This is a genomic window from Rhizobium sp. ERR 1071 (assembly GCF_007828675.1).
In the GTDB taxonomy this organism is placed as follows: Bacteria; Pseudomonadota; Alphaproteobacteria; order Rhizobiales; family Rhizobiaceae; genus Rhizobium; species Rhizobium dioscoreae.
Genome location: NZ_VITM01000006.1, coordinates 306,640 through 322,960, shown reverse-complemented (window position 1 = coordinate 322,960; position 16,321 = coordinate 306,640). Strand labels below are relative to the sequence as shown.

At 59.5% G+C, this 16,321-nt stretch carries 17 protein-coding genes; 12 read left to right on the top strand and 5 right to left on the bottom strand.

Translation table 11 applies throughout. The features are described 5' to 3' along the window. Positions 1–33 precede the first annotated feature (33 nt). The 5 genes from FBZ99_RS22430 (at position 34) to FBZ99_RS22410 (ending at position 5,065) form a co-directional block, all read left to right on the top strand. Positions 34–819, top strand: coding sequence for a DUF4037 domain-containing protein (locus FBZ99_RS22430; protein ID WP_113329515.1), 786 nt, complete (start codon positions 34–36; stop codon positions 817–819). 86 nt (positions 820–905) lie between these two features. Further along, positions 906–2,120, top strand: a complete 1,215-nt coding sequence (locus FBZ99_RS22425) for an ABC transporter substrate-binding protein (RefSeq protein WP_113329514.1) — start codon at positions 906–908, stop codon at positions 2,118–2,120. Between the two features lie 97 nt (positions 2,121–2,217). Next, positions 2,218–3,123 carry a carbohydrate ABC transporter permease gene (locus FBZ99_RS22420; RefSeq protein ID WP_371864856.1) on the top strand — a complete coding sequence of 302 codons (906 nt, stop codon included), beginning with the start codon at positions 2,218–2,220 and terminating at the stop codon, positions 3,121–3,123. Beyond that, positions 3,113–3,967 carry a carbohydrate ABC transporter permease gene (locus FBZ99_RS22415; RefSeq protein ID WP_113350705.1) on the top strand — a complete coding sequence of 285 codons (855 nt, stop codon included), beginning with the start codon at positions 3,113–3,115 and terminating at the stop codon, positions 3,965–3,967. Before FBZ99_RS22420 ends, FBZ99_RS22415 begins: the two co-directional genes overlap by 11 nt. 30 nt (positions 3,968–3,997) lie before the next feature. Continuing rightward, positions 3,998–5,065: an ABC transporter ATP-binding protein gene (locus FBZ99_RS22410; RefSeq protein WP_113350706.1), complete on the top strand. Its 1,068-nt coding sequence runs from the start codon at positions 3,998–4,000 to the stop codon at positions 5,063–5,065. A 65-nt stretch (positions 5,066–5,130) separates the two neighbouring features. On the opposite strand, the gene FBZ99_RS22405 is transcribed toward FBZ99_RS22410, so the two are convergent. Next, positions 5,131–6,234 (bottom strand): LLM class flavin-dependent oxidoreductase, encoded by a 1,104-nt coding sequence (locus tag FBZ99_RS22405; protein ID WP_246661170.1) that lies wholly within the window; start codon positions 6,232–6,234, stop codon positions 5,131–5,133. 126 nt (positions 6,235–6,360) lie between these two features. On the opposite strand from FBZ99_RS22405, the gene FBZ99_RS22400 reads away from it, so the two are divergent. Beyond that, positions 6,361–6,918, top strand: a complete 558-nt coding sequence (locus tag FBZ99_RS22400) for a winged helix DNA-binding protein (RefSeq protein WP_113350708.1) — start codon at positions 6,361–6,363, stop codon at positions 6,916–6,918. A 6-nt stretch (positions 6,919–6,924) separates the two neighbouring features. Here FBZ99_RS22400 and FBZ99_RS22395 read toward each other — a convergent pair whose 3' ends face one another. The 4 genes from FBZ99_RS22395 to FBZ99_RS22380 form a co-directional block, all read right to left on the bottom strand. Further along, positions 6,925–8,217 carry an ABC transporter permease gene (locus FBZ99_RS22395; RefSeq protein ID WP_113350709.1) on the bottom strand — a complete coding sequence of 431 codons (1,293 nt, stop codon included), beginning with the start codon at positions 8,215–8,217 and terminating at the stop codon, positions 6,925–6,927. Continuing rightward, complete coding sequence (locus FBZ99_RS22390) at positions 8,214–8,900, bottom strand: ABC transporter ATP-binding protein (RefSeq protein ID WP_113350710.1); 687 nt, start codon at positions 8,898–8,900, stop codon at positions 8,214–8,216. Before FBZ99_RS22390 ends, FBZ99_RS22395 begins: the two co-directional genes overlap by 4 nt. Positions 8,901–8,904: 4 nt before the next feature. Then, positions 8,905–9,369, bottom strand: coding sequence for a hypothetical protein (locus FBZ99_RS22385; RefSeq protein ID WP_113350711.1), 465 nt, complete (start codon positions 9,367–9,369; stop codon positions 8,905–8,907). Positions 9,370–9,443: 74 nt separating this feature from the next. Beyond that, positions 9,444–11,198, bottom strand: a complete 1,755-nt coding sequence (locus FBZ99_RS22380) for an alkaline phosphatase (RefSeq protein WP_113329506.1) — start codon at positions 11,196–11,198, stop codon at positions 9,444–9,446. A gap of 300 nt (positions 11,199–11,498) precedes the next feature. Between FBZ99_RS22380 and FBZ99_RS22375 the strand changes: the two genes are divergently transcribed. The 6 genes from FBZ99_RS22375 to FBZ99_RS22350 all read left to right on the top strand — a co-directional run bounded on the left by FBZ99_RS22375 (position 11,499) and on the right by FBZ99_RS22350 (position 15,941). Further along, positions 11,499–11,978, top strand: a complete 480-nt coding sequence (locus FBZ99_RS22375; RefSeq protein ID WP_113350713.1) for an Lrp/AsnC family transcriptional regulator — start codon at positions 11,499–11,501, stop codon at positions 11,976–11,978. 143 nt (positions 11,979–12,121) lie between these two features. Next, complete coding sequence (locus FBZ99_RS22370; protein ID WP_113350714.1) at positions 12,122–12,838, top strand: SAM-dependent methyltransferase; 717 nt, start codon at positions 12,122–12,124, stop codon at positions 12,836–12,838. 169 nt (positions 12,839–13,007) lie between these two features. Further along, the gene (locus FBZ99_RS22365) at positions 13,008–13,991 is read left to right on the top strand and encodes a TerC family protein (RefSeq protein WP_113350715.1); all 984 of its coding nucleotides are present in this window, start codon (positions 13,008–13,010) and stop codon (positions 13,989–13,991) included. A gap of 68 nt (positions 13,992–14,059) precedes the next feature. After that, positions 14,060–14,371, top strand: coding sequence for a hypothetical protein (locus FBZ99_RS22360; RefSeq protein WP_113350716.1), 312 nt, complete (start codon positions 14,060–14,062; stop codon positions 14,369–14,371). A gap of 48 nt (positions 14,372–14,419) precedes the next feature. Beyond that, positions 14,420–15,049, top strand: a complete 630-nt coding sequence (locus tag FBZ99_RS22355) for an exopolysaccharide biosynthesis protein (protein WP_113350717.1) — start codon at positions 14,420–14,422, stop codon at positions 15,047–15,049. A gap of 175 nt (positions 15,050–15,224) precedes the next feature. Further along, positions 15,225–15,941 (top strand): hypothetical protein, encoded by a 717-nt coding sequence (locus FBZ99_RS22350; protein WP_113350718.1) that lies wholly within the window; start codon positions 15,225–15,227, stop codon positions 15,939–15,941. The last annotated feature ends 380 nt before the right edge of the window (positions 15,942–16,321 follow it).

Here is a 16,321-nt window from a genome sequence, read left to right as displayed (position 1 = left end):
GGGGATAGCGAAACCCAGCCGTCCTGTGCCGCCGTGAGCCGCGAAACCGAACTCATAGCCGCGATGACCCCCTTGATCGCCGATCTGGCAGAAGACGGCAATGGTGCCGTTGCACTCGCCGGATCGCGCGGCAAGGGGAGGTCGGATGCGCAATCAGATTTCGACTTCAGGGTCTATGCCGACGCCTATCGCGGACCGGAGGTCCGGCAAACCGCGGCGTGGCGGCGTTTCGATGCCGCGCTGCGAGACTGGCAGGCCGAAGGCATCCGCATGGATGGCGTCTGGATGCGGCGGTATGCCGGCGTCCAGCGCGACCTGGATTCCTGGCTTGCCGGAGTGGTCGTGCCCAAGAGCTTCGAATGGACGATCTGGGGCTATCATCTGCCGACCGATCTTGCCAACCAGCAGATCATCGCCGATCCCAGGGGTTTGCTGGCCGGCTGGAGGCAGCAGCTGGCGCAATATCCGGAAGCGCTCAGGGCTTCCGTGCTCAGCCAATATATGGATGTCCTGCGCTATTGGGCCCGAGATTATCACTATGAGAGCAAGGTCGTTCGCCGCGACCTCGTCTTTCTCGTCGGTCTCACAGGCAAGCTTGCCAATGCCATTCTACAGACCGTCTTTGCCTTCAACCGGGTCTATTTTCCGGGCGACGGCTGGAATCTGCCCATGGCAGCCGAACTCGAACGGCTGCCGCCCGACTTTCTCCAGCGGATGACGGCCATTCTGGAGCCGGAGCAAGGTCCGGACACGTGGCAGCGTCAGCGAAGCGAACTGATCGGCCTGATCGCCGACCTGGAGGCGATGATCGCGGCGTGAACGAGCCGCAAGACCAAGCCGGAGGGGAGCGTCCGGATAGTGATGAACGTCACTGCAACGAAAGTCATTGAGGAGGAGGAACAATCATGAAGCATTCATTGATCTTTGCCGCCGCCCTTGCGGCGGGTTCACTACCCGGCATCTGCGCGCAAGCGCAGGATACCGCCGTGACCCTTACCTGGCAGATGTGGGGCGCGCCGAACGATGCGGAGCTCTGGCAGCAGCTGGCCGATCTCGTCAACAAGCAATATCCCGATATCAAGGTCAAGCTGCAGCTTTCGGGCTGGACGGACTACTGGACACGCCTGCCGGTTCTGGCAGCATCGGGTCAGGTCGCCGATATCGTCTCGATGCAATCGATGCGCCTGCCGAATTTCTCTTCGATCCTGACACCGCTCGATGATTACGTGAAAGGCAGCGACGTGAAGGTGGCTGATTTCGAGACATCGATCATGTCCGGTCTTTCGCAGGACGGCAAACTCTATGCGCTGCCCTACGATGTCGGCCCGTGGATGGTCTTCTACAATCGCGACAAGTTCGCAGCCGCCGGCTTGAAGGAGCCGGCCAAAGACTGGACGTTCGACGACTTCAAGGCCGACGCCAAGGCACTAACCAAGGATGGAGTCTACGGCTATGGCACCCAGGCTTTTGATTTCATCGCCGGCCCCGTCGCGCTCGGTGCTGATTATTTCAACGCCGACAATGAATTCGACCTTACCAATGCCGGCTTTGTCGATGCGTTCAGCAAATACGCCGATCTCACCGCCAAGGACAAACTCTCGCCGGTCTTTGCCTCCGCGGCCGATGCTTCGGCCGCAAGCGGCCGCTTCGCTTCGGGCAATGTCGCCATGTATATCGACGGTCCCTGGTCATTGATTACCGGGCAGGCCAATGTCGATTTCAAGATCGGCATCGCACCGCTGCCGCGCGGCAGCGGCTCTTCGCGCTTCATTACGGCCGGCTCGGGCTGGGGTATCTCCGCCACCAGTCAGCACAAGGATGCCGCATTCAAGGCGCTGCAGGTGCTGACAGGCCCCAAGGCCGCTGAAATCCTTGGCGCGGCCGGACGCGCACTGCCGGCCCGGCTTGCACAGCAGACCGCCTGGTATGATGGCGCTGCCAAGAATGTCAGCGGCACACGCGATACGCTTCAATATATATTTGCCCACACCACGCCGTTCCGCATCAACGAGAAATGGAACCAGTTCGAGAATCTGGTGATGCAATATGTGCCGCTCGCGCTGACGGGAGACTCGAAACCCGAAGGCGTATTGAGCGACATTCAGAGCCAGCTGCCATAGACCGGACGTCTCGTCGGCCTGCGGCCGGGCTCATCGGCTCGACCGCAGCGCCATCGCCGGAAAGGAGAGGCCCATGATGCTGGGCAAGCATACCGACATGATCGCAAGACCAAGGCCACGCTCGCGCAAATGGTTCAGAGGCGAGGGATGGACGGCACTGTTCTTCCTGCTGCCGGGCCTGATCGGCATCGTCCTGTTTCTCGTCCTGCCGATCCTTGCCTCGATCGCGCTCAGCTTCACCAATTGGCAGCTGCTCGGTACGCCGCGTTTCGTCGGCATTTCCAACTATGTGCGCCTGTTTACGACCGACCCGCAATTCTGGACGGTCTTGCGCAACACCCTCTTCTTCACCGTCGAATATCTTGTACTGAACATCATCATCTCGCTCGGGCTGGCGACGTGGATTTCGAGCCTGAAGATCGGGCAGCGTTGGTTCCGGGTGATCTTCTTTCTCCCGACCTTCACCCCACTGATTGCGGTCGCCATGGTCTGGATGTTGATCTTCACCAGCGGCGGGCTTTTCGACAGTCTGATGGCCTCACTATCGCTGCCATTGTCGGGCGTGCTGAACGATCGCACACTTGCCATGCAGGCGGTCGTCCTCACCTCGATCTGGGCCGGCGTTGGCTACAATACCGTTCTCTTCAACGCCGCGCTCGACATGGTGCCGGCAAGTTACCTCGAAGCAGCCCGCATCGATGGCGCGACGGCCTGGGACCGCTTCTGGAAAATCCGGCTGCCGCTGATTTCGCCGACGCTGTTCTTCGGCACCGTCATGACGGCGATCACCTCGCTGCAGGTCTTCGACCAGATTTTCGTCATGACCAAGGGCGGGCCGGGATCGTCGACCGCGACGCTCGGCTATGCCATCTACCAACGCGGCTTTCAGAACTTCCAAATGGGCTACGCCTCTGCCATCGCCTGGGTGATGTTCGCGCTGATCATGGCGCTGACGGCCCTGCAATTCTGGTTCCAGCGCAAATGGGTGCATTATGACGCTTAAATCCGAAGCCAGAACACGCCGGAAGCTGGTGCTCGATGTCGTCAATCACCTGGCAATCACGCTTGTCGCCATCGCCTTTCTCTTTCCCTTCTTCTGGATGGTATCGAATGCAGTGCGCTCAAATGCCGAGGTGACGGCGATACCCCCACGTATCCTGCCCGATATCTTCGAATGGGGTAATTTTGCAGCTGCCTGGACTCAGCTGCCCTTTGGCCGCTTCTTCCTCAACAGCGCCATCATCGCGATCTGCGTGACAGCGATCACTGTCGTCGTCTCCTGCCTTTCCGGCTATGCCTTCGCGCGGCTGAAATTCAGGGCGCGCGAAACGCTGCTGCTCGGTTATATCGGCACGCTGATGGTGCCGCCGCTGATGCTCATCATTCCGCTGTTTCTGATCGTCAACAAGCTCGGTCTGGTCAACACCTTCCCCGGCGTGATCCTGCCGATCTCCTTCGGCACCTTCGGCGCATTCCTGATGCGGCAGTTCTTCCTCTCCATTCCCATGGAACTCGAGGAAGCCGCCAGGATCGACGGCGCGTCCCGCCTACGCATCCTCGTCAGCATTATCGTGCCGCTATCCATGCCAGCGATCGGGCTTCTGTCACTCTTCACCTTCATTGGACAATGGAACAACTTCCTCTGGCCGCTGATCGTCATGACGGGTGCCGACAATGCTACCCTGCCGGTCGGCCTCACCCTGTTCCAGACGCAGCAAGGTACGCAGTGGAACTATCTGATGGCGGGTGCGACGCTTTCCATGCTTCCGGGCATCTTCCTCGCGATCATCCTGCAGAAGCTCATCTACAACAGCATCGCCCTCAATGCGGGCATGGGCGGTCGCTGAAGCGCCCGCCGAATTTTGGGAGAGATATCCATGGCGAAACTGACCATTCGCAATGCCATCAAACGCTACGGCGCGCTTGAAGTGCTGCACGGCGTCTCCGTCGCCGCACAGGATGGAGAATTCGTGGTGCTTGTCGGACCCTCGGGCTGCGGCAAATCCACCCTGCTGCGGATGATCGCCGGGCTGGAAGGCATCAGCGACGGCGAGATCGAAATCGGCGATCGTATCGTCAATGATCTCGAACCCAATGAGCGCGATATCGCCATGGTGTTCCAGTCCTATGCGCTCTATCCGCACATGACCGTGCGCGACAACATGGCCTTTTCTCTGAAGCTCGCGCGCCGCAGCCGCCAGGAAATTGAGCAAAAGGTGAACGATGCCGCAGCGATCCTCGATCTCGCCGCCCTGCTCGATCGCTATCCCCGGCAATTGTCCGGTGGCCAGCGCCAGCGCGTGGCGATGGGGCGCGCCATCGTCCGCAACCCCGCCGTCTTCCTCTTCGACGAACCGCTGTCCAATCTCGATGCTAAGCTGCGCGTGCAGATGCGCACCGAGATCAAGACGCTGCACCAGCGGCTTGGCACCACCATGGTCTACGTGACGCACGACCAGATGGAGGCCATGACCATGGCCGACCGTATCGTCGTCATGCGCGGCGGCCATATCGAGCAGATCGGCTCACCGCTTGACATCTACGACGCGCCTGCCAACAGCTTCGTCGCCGGCTTTATCGGATCGCCGTCGATGAATTTTATCGACGGCCTCGTCACCGACTTAAACGGGACGTTGGGGCTGCAGGACGCGCAAGATCTGCATTGGCCGCTGCCGGAAAGCGCCCGCCGCCATCTCGGCCGATCCGTCCAGCTCGGCATTCGCCCGGAACATATTGCCGTCGATACGGATGGCGTGCAGGCCAAAGTCATCATCATCGAACCGACAGGCTCGGACACGCATCTGCAATTGCAGGCCGGCGCGCAATCGATCGTCGCAGCCATCAGGGACCGTCCCACCGTGTCACCCGGCCAGCCAATCCAACTGAAGATCGACCCGGCAAAGACACATCTGTTCGATCCGTCGAATGGCCAGCGCTTGCATTGAGAATGCTTCTCAGCTTGTGGCGGAAGCCCCCGCAGCAACCTTCCCTCCTGATATCCACGATGGATTTAGACCGTCACATGGGGCACTGAAACCGGCTTGCGAATACCGGCCTGTTCGAGCAGCGGAAGAACCCGATCACGGAAATATGGGAATTCGGCATTGTAATCGACAAATGAAATGGTCGTTCCGCTGAAGCCCGCCTTGTGAAGGGCAAGAATACCCTCCGCCACCTGCTCGGGCGTCCCGATGAGCGGGAAACCGCCATGTCCGGCAGCCATCCGGTCCCGGATCAATGCCAGAAGGTCATGCGGAAAGGATTGCGCATGCGCGAATTGCAGGCGCACCAGATTGTCGACTGCCTCCCAATCCGCATTGTCCTTTCCGAAATGCTGCAGATAGTCTCGCGCTTCTCCCTCCGTCGGCCGGCAGACCACATGGGCAAAGGTGAGGACACCCAAATTGCGACCGGCGGCTTTGCCCTGCTGTTTCAACTCCGCGATTTCAGTCGTCGAACGGCTCAGATCTATGGCCGGAGTAAACAGAAAATCTGCATTCCGCACGGCAAAGGAGCGGCCTTGGCCGGAACCTGCAGCGTTGAGGATAGGTGCGCGATGCCCGGGGCGAGGATCGCCAAGTACATTTCTGAGATGAAAGAATTGCCCATCATAGTCAAAGGCCCGATCTCGCTCCCATAGGCTTTTGACGATATCAAACCATTCCTCCGCATAGGCATAGCGGCTTTCATGATCGGCGGGCAGGTCAAGCCCCAACGCTTCGTATTCCGGCTGGTTCCAACCGGCAACTATGTTGAGGCCGATCCGTCCTCTGCTGATTTGATCGATCGTCGCGATTTGCTTGGCGACGACGACTGGATGGTTCGCGGCCGTGTGAATGGTGGCAAAGACGTTAATGTTGTTCGTGCTAGCGAGCAAGCTCGCCGCCCACGTCATCGTTTCCAGCACATTGCCATGAAAATTGGTGTCGCCGCCATATCCGATCCATCGGGCGATCGGCAACATGAAATCGATACCTGCTTCATCCAGCTGCTGGGCCAATTTCAGATTGTTGTCCCAGGAATTGACCCAGCGTTCCGGCACTTTGGTAACGCTCATGCCACTGGAGCAATTGCTGGCGAAGGTGCCGAGCAAAAATTGCCCTGCGGCGAACATCGAGTTCTCCGACATTTCGTTCCCTTTATTTTTTGATATAATTTACGATAGAAATTTTATTTGAAACTTGAAACTTGTCAACTCTCGCCGTCTTGGCGTCACCGCAATATCCCGCAAAGGAAGCATATGAGCACCGAAACCGAAGACCAGAAGGGCCATCCACGCGGCTTGGATCGAAGCTGGCATCTGGCGCAAACACCGCTGCAAGTGGACCTGACCGAATTGGAATTTGCCCTCATGCGCGCGTTCGAAGCGTTCGGACGCTGGCAAACCGAGTGTCTGGCTTCGGTCATTGGACTGGCAGCAAGCGGCCCTGAGAATGCCATGCTCCATATAATTCGCATGCATGATAGGCCTAAATCCATCAAGGATCTCGCGCGCCTGTCCAATCGAGAAGATATCCCGAACATGCAGTACAGCTTGAGAAAGCTGGTCGGTGCAGGACTGGTAGAACGAAGGGGCAGCGGCCGTTCGGGGGTGACATATTCGGTGACAGAAAAAGGTCGAGACGTCACAGATGAATACGCCGCAGTGCGCTCGGCCCTTCTGGTAAAAGCTGTGCAAGGCGTTCCGAACATGGGCCGCCGTTTGGAGGAAGCGTCCAGCACATTGGACTTGATGACCGGGATTTATGAGCACGTGGCCAGAAGCGCAGCGACGCATCGCCGTTTTAAGGACGACTAGACTTTCTTAGGCGCGCAGTGCGGCAGCCGGGCTGGAGCGTAGCGCGCTGAACGCCGGCACGATGGAGATGATCGCGGCAACGGCTGCAAAGCCTCCGACAAGCCAGAGATCATCGAAAGAGAAACCGACGGGCAGGCGCACGGCGGTCGCTGCCGCCAGCCTGACGGAGATAACCAGCGCTGCCGCGTAGCCGAGGGCGATACCGAGCAGGATGCCGGCGGCGAACAGGACGAAGAGCTCGCCCCAGACGAGCGTGATGATCGAGCGGACCGGTGTTCCAAGCGCCCGCAAGGCGCCGATCTGCCGGCGCCGCGAGCCGACATGCATGATGGTGACCAGCACGATCGCGGCAATCACGATCGCCTGGGTCCCAAATGCGATCGCCAGCAGCAGGCTGCGGGCATCGCCGAGCGTTGCATAGAGCCTGGTCAGCACCTCAGCCGGGAAAATGCCGAGTGTCGTACCCGTGCGGTATTCCTGCCGCAGGCGATAAGCATCGGCAATCGTCTTCGGCTTGACCAGAACGGCCGGAACGCCGGGCGTCTGCACGTCGAAATGCTCGTCGAGCGGCGCATTGGCATCAACATGACCGTGCTCATGGTCGTGGCCTTCTTCGCGCCCGTCGTCATGCTGATGCGGCTCGGCTGCGCCATGCACATTGGCTTCGTCGCCATCATCGTCGTGATGGTCCGCGCCATGCATTCCGTGCAACTGCCAGACGGCACGGATCGGCACCAGGATGGCGCGATCCCAGGCTGTTCCCGTCGGCGCCATGCGGCCGGTGATCTTATAGGCGATGGCCGTATGGGTTTCGCCGCCGGTCTCGGCCGTGCCATGCATTGGTTTGACTTCCGCGCCGGTCGGCAAGGCGACATCCGAGCCAACAACCGCTTCGCCGAGACGCGCGAACATCACCCCCTGCGAGAGCGACGGCGAGAGGGACGAAATGAGGCCCGTGGTCGTGCCGACAATCGGATGTCCGTAGGCGGAATCGCCGAAGCCGACCGGTGCCGCCAGTTCGACACGCGAATCACTGGCAAGGCGAGACAGAACGGCACCCTCCATCAGCGGCAATGGCGCCGGCTGCAGGAAAACGGCGGAAAGCGCCAGCTGCGTTTCACTGCCGGCAGCACCGACAAGCAGATCGAACTTTTCCGCGGCGCGTGCGCTGCCGAGGCGAACTGCCCGCTCCTGCAGAGTCACCGTCACGCTCAGCGCGACTGACAGGGCAATCAGCACGACAACCGCTAACGCCCCGCTCCAGAAGCGCCTGAGGTCGGCAAGAATGAAGGTGATCATCGCGCGGCCACCTCCTGGCTGTCTTCCTCGATGCGCCCGTTTGCCAGATTGATGCGGCGGCCAAGGCGCTCGGCAAGTGCAGCGTCATGCGTGACGACGACAAGCGTCGTCCCCTCCTCGGCCGAAAGCTGCAGCAAAAGCTCCGCGACATCACTACCCGCCTGACGATCGAGGCTGGCGGTCGGCTCGTCGGCAACGATGACGCCGGGACGCGACAGCAGTGCGCGGGCAACGGCAACACGCTGCATCTCGCCGCGTGACAAGGTTTCGATCTTCTGCTGCGGTCGGGCGATACCGGTGACAGACAGCAGATAAAGTGCGCGTTCCCGCTCCTTGGCCGTAAGGCGCCGCGTCAGCTTGATCGGCAGCACGACATTCTCGAAGGCGGACAGGCCGGGAAAGAGATGAAAATCCTGCATGATAAGGCCGATATTGCGGGCGCGGAACGCATCGCGCCGGCCGGACGACAGGCGTGTGATCTCCGTGCCGCTCCAGGATATGCTGCCATTACCGACATCTTCCAAGCCGGTAATGGCGTTGACGAACGTGCTTTTGCCGGAGCCTGAAGCACCGGTGATCGCAAGCCTGCCGCCCGCCGGCAGATGGAAGCGGTCGATGGCGAGAACCGGCGCGGCCAGGCCGGGAAACTGCATTTCAAGACCGGAGATATCGAGCGCAAGCATGTGTTCAGACGGTCCTGAACGATGCGTCGCGGAGACGCAGCTGGCTGATGAATCCGGTTTCCGGATCGGTCCACGAGCCAAATTCCAGCACGCCCCGCGCCGTGATTGGCGCGTTGTACTGCACGAATGTCTGCTTGGAAGAGAGATAGACGACCATGATGTTGTCGGGCCAATCGGCATCGGAAGAGCAGAACGGGCAGAGCGACATCGGGATTTCCGTGAGCACGAAGAAAGCGGCCTCGGCCTTCAATGGCGGCGCCATGAAGCCATTGATGGCGACTTCCCTGCCGCTCAGCTGCTTCACCTTGTCGGAAAATTCGAGCCCGAGTGGGCCGAAGCTCTTATAGAGTTCGCCGAAGCCCAATGTCTCGGCGGCATTCGCACGTGCCGCAATGCCCATGACCGGCAAAATCGCGGCAGCGGCCAAGAAGCCCCGACGATTGATGGTGGCGATCCTGTCCCCGGACATCGCATATCCTCATGAAAGGTGAACAGACAGGCAGCCTCGAAGCCGCCTGTCATGGTCATACGATCTGTAACAACTTACATCTTTTCGGAGCCGAACGCGAAAGTATCGGCCAGCACACGGTAGACATCGCTCTGTTCCATGTAGCCACGGAAGCCTTCGGCGCCGGGACCAGCCGCCTGCAGCACGACATCATCGACGGCGTGGACACCGCTGTCCTCGTCCCGCGGAATGTTGCCCTGCACGAAGACGGCACCGGGCACGTCCTTATAGGCTTCATTGGCGACGTATTCCTTCTTCTCGTTCTGAACAGCCGGCACGAAAGGACCATCGAGCTTCGGGCGGAAGGTCTCGTAGTGGTCCGGACCATTGTTGGCGGCCATGAACAGGCGACGCGAAACGTCGACGCGATCCGGATAGCCGTCGCCATCCTTGTCCTCATAGTTCGGGAAGCCGGCAGCCGCATAGGTGCCGACCTTCTCGCGCATCTCGGTGCCCTTCTTTTCGTCATCGACGGTGCCGATGATCGAAACGCCATGCGTGTGGTCGCCGGTGACGACAACAAGCGTATCCGGATTCTTGGCCTGAAACTCGCGGGCGACGGCAACGGCCTTGTCGAACTCGATGGTTTCGACCAGAGCGCGATCCCAGTCGAGCGGATGGCTCATCTTGTCGATGGAGGCACCTTCCACCACCAGGAAGAAGCCGTCCGGGTTCTTGGCAAGCTTATCGAGCGCGACCTTGGTCATGTCGACCAAGCCCGGCTGGTTCGGAAACTTGTCGACGGTGCCCTTCTTCAGGAATTCACGATCGAGCGTGACGTCAAGGTTGCCGGTGTGGAAGAGACCAAGCAGCTTGTCCTGGTTGGAGCCGGCAGCCGCCGCCAGTTCGTTCTTGTCGGTCGCAACGGCATAGCCGGCATCCTTGAAGAGCGCGATATAGTCCTTGTCGTCCTTGCGTTTGGAGCCAGGAACGCTCTTCGCCAGGAAATAGGCCGAGCCGCCGCCGAGCAGGACATCCGGCTTGACGTCGTACATCATGCCGACGATCTCCGCCTTGTCGCCGCGCTTGCGGGTATGGGAAACGAGCGCTGCCGGCGTCGCATCTTCGACTTCGGCCGTGGTGACGATGCCGAGCGACTTCTTGCCGGTGCGGCGCAACGCCTCGCCGATCGTTTCGACCTTCGGGTCGTCCAGGCTTGCCGGCGTACGGTCGGCGTAGACGCCGAGGGCGTTGACGGCCGACTTGTGGCCGGTCATGTAGGCCGACATGGTATTGGCGCTGTCGGTGGCAATCGCAGAGGTCGAGGAGGTGCCGATGAAGGCGACCGGCGGGATATCGTCCATGGCAAGACGGCCATTGGCCTTTCCTTCGGTCATGCCCTTGGACATGATGCGGGCGCCGGTTCGGTGTGCAACAGAGAGGCCGTCGCCGAGCAGGAAGATGATGTTCTTGGCCTTCGGCGTGGCCGACGTGCCATAGACATCCCAGTTGACGGACTTCTTCTCGTCGCCGGCCGAAACCTCGACCTTGTACTGGCCGGGCTTTGCGAGCTTGATGCCGCGCAGGATCAGGGCCGATCCGAGTACCTTGTCTTCAGCGCCCTTCTCTTCTGCGACGAAATCAGCCGCCTTGCCGAAAACCGCGTCGTAGCTTTCGCCGTTGACCGTGACCTTCACGTCTTCCGGCTTGACGACCTTGTTGAATTCCACCTTGAAATCGAACGGAGAGCCGGCAAGTACCGTTGCCCGGTCCAACGGATAGACTGTCGCTGCATGGGCTGCGCCGGACATCAAGGCCGCAGACATCATGGCGAGAAGAAGTTTACGCATTTATACCCCCTGCGTTTGGTTGCTTCCCGCTCCCCACTTATAAAAGCCAGATGACAATCACGTAAAATGGAGTCAACTTTCTCAACCGCTAATTCCAAAACGACGATCGGTAAGTAAGATTGATTGTGTGTGCCGCATCTAAAATGCCAGCCGAACCTACGGACCTTCTTTCCAATTCGACACAATCCGCGCAACCTTCGTCATGCAAGCTAAGCCGACATTCATGATGTCAAACTTGCCATCCTCATAAGATAAGCGAATACTACACACGCTTCGTGAGGATTCTCAGAGTTTTGTGCAATGGATGAACAGCTCGACAAATTGGATCTGCGTCTGCTGGAGGAGCTTCAGAAAGACAGCAGACTGACGAACAACGAGCTCGGCGAGCGCATTGCGCTTTCGCCGTCGCAATGCTCGAGGCGACGCACGAGGCTGGAGGCAGAAGGCTATATTCGCAGCTACCAGGCCAATCTCGACCGGCAGAAGCTGGGGCTGGACATGCTCGTCGTCATCTCGGTGACGCTTGCCACCCACAACAGGGATAATGCCCGCCGGTTTTCGCAGCTCATCAACGGTCTGCCGGAGGTGCTGGAAGCCTATGCGCTGACAGGAGAAATGGACTATCACCTGAAGGTCGCCACCCGCGGGCTTACCGATCTCTCCCGTTTCGTCAACGACGTGCTGCTTCCGCATGAATCGGTCCAGCATGTGAAGACGGCAATCGTCCTCGATACTCTCAAGACCTTCGAAGGATTTCCGATCGCCCTGCCGCAAGGCTGACATGGCGGCGCCGACGTTCGATGATCGTTGTTGCGCGCCCTTGCCCTACCGGGCATCATGGGCAAGTTTTGAGGGCTTGCTTTCGGCGCATGCAGCCTTTCCAATCACGCCAAAGACAATATCCTTGGCGAGGACAGGCTTGCATGACCGGCACGGACGTACAGACGCGGCATTTCGAAGAATTTGCCGAAGTTCTGCTCAGATGTAATCATCTATACCATCCCAGCAACGATTCCATTGCCTTGCGCAATGCTGTCGAAAGCAGGCGCCAGATCGAGATATTCGACTATAGTCGTTCCGCCGATGCCTTCACGCGTGCGTTCGGAATGCGAAATTCACTGAAGTGCCTGCAGGTACTTACCAGCCTCGAAGCAACGGTCCACAAATATAGAAGGGTATGCGATCTCGGCTGCGGCTCGGGCGCCTTCAGCCTTGCCTTTGCCTATCTTGCCGGAAATCCCGAGCTCGAGGTTTACGGGCTGGACATATCCGAACATCAGCTCGCTCTCGCCAGGGAGCTGATGTCAGCGGCTGGCCTGCCGGGACGTTTCCAGTTCGAGCAACGAAGCCTGCCGGCGCAGATCGGGTATCTTCCCGACCTGACAATCTCCTCTTACTGGTTTTGTGAAAATGAGCATGTGATCGACGATCCGCTGCTGTTCGACCTTGTGGCCGGACAGGAGATATTGATCGTCGATTATGAAACGATCATCGGCCGCATCGCGACCTGTCTTCCGAAGGGATTCCATATTCTCGCGCGGCATACCGCCCAGGTCGAAATTCCTCCCGCCCTGGCTGATTTCGTCGCGCAGGAAAGGGCAAGCGTTTACGGCATCCATATCGGTCGAACCAACCCTTAGACGCTACGTGACATTGTCGTCTTTGCAAAATGCACGCAAACCCTTGAAACGCCGACGTCGGCTTCCCAGCTATTGGCCAACCCGCTGGTCCGGGCCCCTCTGGTGAGAGCCGTCGGCGCTCTCGCGATGTCGGACCTTTCCGACACCGCGCCGACAGGGGTTTTCCGACATGGAAACGTCTTTGCTCTTCGTGGAGTGGCTGGGAAAGCCGCTCTGGATGTGGGTAAGCTTCCTTGCGCTCGTCATCGCCATTCTCTCCTTCGATCTCGGTGTGCTGCATAAGGAAAACAAGGAGATCGGTGTCGGCGAGAGCATCAAACTCTCCGTTCTCTACATCACGCTCGGCCTCGCCTTCGGCGGCTGGGTATGGTGGTATCTCGGTGCCGATTCCGGCCTGGCCTACATGACGGGCTTCGTCGTGGAAAAGACGCTGGCTCTCGACAACGTCTTCGTCATTGCCCTCATCTTCGCTTTCTTCGCCGTGCCTCGCCTCTATCAGCACCGCGTGCTCTTCTGGGGTATTCTCGGCGTCATCGTGCTGCGCGCGATCATGATCGGCGTCGGCACGACACTGGTGGCCGAGTTCTCCTGGCTGCTCTATGTTTTCGCCGCCTTCCTCATCATCACCGGCATCAAGATGCTGGTCGTGAAGGATACCGAACCGGATGTGTCAAAGAACCCGCTGGTACGCTTCATGCGCAGCCGCTTCAACGTCACCGACCACCATCATGGCGAGCGCTTCTTCGTCAAGCAGCCGCATCCGCAGAACGGAAAAATGGTCTGGTTCATCACGCCGCTTTTCATGGCGCTCGTGCTGATCGAAGTCGCCGACGTCATCTTTGCCGTGGATTCGGTTCCTGCGATCTTCGCGATCACCACCGATCCGTTCATCGTCTATACGTCGAATATTTTCGCGATCCTTGGCCTGCGTGCCCTCTATTTCGCGCTTGCCGCCATGATCCACCGCTTCCGGTACCTGAAGCCCGCGCTCGCCGTCGTGCTCGTCTTCATCGGCTCGAAGATCTTCGTCGCCGATATGCTGGGTCTCGAAAAATTCCCGGCCGTCCTCTCGCTCGGCATCACCTTCGCGATCATTGCAAGCGGCGTCGGCTGGAGCCTGCTGAAGACGCGCGACAAGGCTGAAAGCGCCTGACGCCATGAGGTGCCCCGCTTGGGGCACTTCCCTCCCCGCTTCAAACAGATTTCCGACAAGGTACAGACATGATCTCCAATCTCCTCGCAGCCCTTTTTGCAACTTTCGCCCTTGGCCCGCTTCAAGCCGAAATCGAGCGGCATGCCGCTGCCGCCGGCCAGCCTGTCGGGATCATCAGGCAATCGCAGGCATGTCTCTCGTCCGAGGTCCCGGCACTGGCGCAACGCGCCTCCGAAGACACTTTCTGGACGATTTCAACCGTCATCGGCCTGTCGACCGGCTGGAGCAGCCCTGCCGATCTGCTCGATAAAAGCAATCCGGACTGCGCGCCCGTCATCAGGCTTATCCAGGGAAAGGGCGAAGGTGTCGATGAAGCCTGACGCTTTGTGCAAACAAGAAATTCCGGTGACCTTATCTGGTGATGTCCGATGACAGAACAGGCTGCCGATACGACTGGGCATGATGACAGGGCATCCACTCGCCTGCACCATCTCGCCAGGCTCACCCATGAGCAGGGCGGCATCTCCATCGGCGAGGTGCTCAGCGGCCTCGGGCACACGAGCATGGCCTTTACCATCCTCTTTCTCTCGCTGCCGGCACTGATCCCGATCCCAGGACCGTTCGGCGTCGTCTTCGGAAGCGCTCTCGCTCTGGTGGCGGTGCAGATCGCACTGGGCCGCCGGAGGATATGGCTACCGGCCTTTATCAACCGACGCCGGCTTTCGCCAGTAATCGTGGAACTCATCGTACGCTACAGCGCGCCGATCCTCGCCAAGGTCGAAACTGTCGTTCGTCCGGGCCGTCTGGCCGCTTTCACGGGCGGCACCATGCAATGGCTGCTGTCTTTTCCGATCTTCCTGCTGGCCGTCGCCATTGTCCTTCCGATCCCGCTCGGCAACTATATGCCGGTCGTTGCCCTCATGGCGATCTCAGTCGCCCTGATGGCACGGGACGGTTTGCTGATCCTGGCGGCGCTGTTCGTCTCAGCACTGGCCTTCATCGCCACGGCCGGTCTCATTCAGTTGGCTTTCACCAGCCTGAATGCGATCGGATCGTAAGCATCCTATTCAGTAAGGAAGACAGCGGATGATTTTGCGGCCAGTTGCCGCGCTTGTCCGCAACAGCCTTTTCGCGTCTTGCCAATAGCGGCAAGCCTGCCATCTATGCCAGCGGCGCATTTCTCAGCCATTAGGTTCCGGCCTGTAAAATCATCAGTGCAGAGGATTTCATCGCATGCCATCAAAGCCCCCGTCTTTCGTCCGCATGATTGCCCTCGGCAGCTCCGTCGCCATCGCGCTTGGCGCGCACACGGCGACGGCGCAGGAAATGCCGGCTGCCTCTCAGTGGCCCGACACGCCGACCTCGCGTCTGGAAGCACTGGCAATCCTGCAGACCCTGAATGCCGATCTCCTCAGCAATGCCAGTGCCACGCTGACGCTCGATCGCTGGTGTGCTGCGCATAAGCTTGCACCGGATGGCTCGAAAATCGTTGCGCAGCGCGTGCGCGGTCAGGACAAGCCGGCCGACGATTCAATCCGGAAGCTGCTGGCGGTCGGACCTGACGAACCTGTCGCCTATCGTCGCGTTCGTCTGGCTTGCGGGGATCGTATTCTGTCCGAGGCGGACAATTGGTACGTGCCGGCAAAGCTCACAGCCGAAATGAACAAGTCGCTCGATACGAGCGACATCGCGTTCGGCCGTGCCGTTCAGGCTCTCAATTTCACCCGCACGAACCTGTCGGCAAAGCTCCTTTGGTCGCCGCTCCCGCAAGGATGGGAAACCGGCGCCGATCTGCCGCCATCCGGGAGCGGGTCTCTCGCCTTGCCTTCCTTTCTTCTCGAACACCATGCCGTGCTGAAGCTGCCGGATGGAACACCATTCAGCGCACTGATCGAAAGCTATACCAGCCGGGTGCTGGACTTTCCCGCTCCCCATCTGCCATCGCAGTAAGTGGCCGACCACTTTGTCGACCTGATCCAGACACCGAAGAGCGACATCGGCAACACCCCGACATCGTAAGGGATGATGCCGTTGCATTATCCGGAATTTTACGCGCCCGCCGTCCATGGATAGGTGAGCGAGCAAATTCTGTCCTTCAATCTGGAAGACGGCTTGCCGCGTTTGCAGAAGCAGCACACCCCACCTCGTGACGCGGCATAAGCCCATCAAGGCTTTGTTGGCGCCCTCACCGCCTCAAGTCCGCCATATTTGCGCCGCGATCGCTGAAGAATGCTGGCGCAAAACGGATGGAGTCGATCAATGACAGGCGAGCAATTTTCCTCGTCAGCCAGGATTTCCGGCATCTGTTAGGATCTAGTTCAGCAAAGCAG

Excerpts from the sequence above, each read along its gene's own strand:
- FBZ99_RS22400 (WP_113350708.1), top strand. The coding sequence starts at position 6,361 with ATGAGCACCGAAACCGAAGACCAGAAGGGCCATCCACGCGGCTTGGAT.
- FBZ99_RS22420 (WP_371864856.1), top strand. The coding sequence starts at position 2,218 with ATGATCGCAAGACCAAGGCCACGCTCGCGCAAATGGTTCAGAGGCGAG.
- FBZ99_RS22380 (WP_113329506.1), bottom strand. The coding sequence starts at position 11,198 with ATGCGTAAACTTCTTCTCGCCATGATGTCTGCGGCCTTGATGTCCGGC.
- FBZ99_RS22395 (WP_113350709.1), bottom strand. The coding sequence starts at position 8,217 with ATGATCACCTTCATTCTTGCCGACCTCAGGCGCTTCTGGAGCGGGGCG.
- FBZ99_RS22410 (WP_113350706.1), top strand. The coding sequence starts at position 3,998 with ATGGCGAAACTGACCATTCGCAATGCCATCAAACGCTACGGCGCGCTT.
- FBZ99_RS22360 (WP_113350716.1), top strand. The coding sequence starts at position 14,060 with ATGATCTCCAATCTCCTCGCAGCCCTTTTTGCAACTTTCGCCCTTGGC.
- FBZ99_RS22375 (WP_113350713.1), top strand. The coding sequence starts at position 11,499 with ATGGATGAACAGCTCGACAAATTGGATCTGCGTCTGCTGGAGGAGCTT.
- FBZ99_RS22370 (WP_113350714.1), top strand. The coding sequence starts at position 12,122 with ATGACCGGCACGGACGTACAGACGCGGCATTTCGAAGAATTTGCCGAA.
- FBZ99_RS22405 (WP_246661170.1), bottom strand. The coding sequence starts at position 6,234 with ATGTTCGCCGCAGGGCAATTTTTGCTCGGCACCTTCGCCAGCAATTGC.
- FBZ99_RS22390 (WP_113350710.1), bottom strand. The coding sequence starts at position 8,900 with ATGCTTGCGCTCGATATCTCCGGTCTTGAAATGCAGTTTCCCGGCCTG.
- FBZ99_RS22365 (WP_113350715.1), top strand. The coding sequence starts at position 13,008 with ATGGAAACGTCTTTGCTCTTCGTGGAGTGGCTGGGAAAGCCGCTCTGG.
- FBZ99_RS22425 (WP_113329514.1), top strand. The coding sequence starts at position 906 with ATGAAGCATTCATTGATCTTTGCCGCCGCCCTTGCGGCGGGTTCACTA.
- FBZ99_RS22350 (WP_113350718.1), top strand. The coding sequence starts at position 15,225 with ATGCCATCAAAGCCCCCGTCTTTCGTCCGCATGATTGCCCTCGGCAGC.
- FBZ99_RS22415 (WP_113350705.1), top strand. The coding sequence starts at position 3,113 with ATGACGCTTAAATCCGAAGCCAGAACACGCCGGAAGCTGGTGCTCGAT.
- FBZ99_RS22385 (WP_113350711.1), bottom strand. The coding sequence starts at position 9,369 with ATGTCCGGGGACAGGATCGCCACCATCAATCGTCGGGGCTTCTTGGCC.
- FBZ99_RS22355 (WP_113350717.1), top strand. The coding sequence starts at position 14,420 with ATGACAGAACAGGCTGCCGATACGACTGGGCATGATGACAGGGCATCC.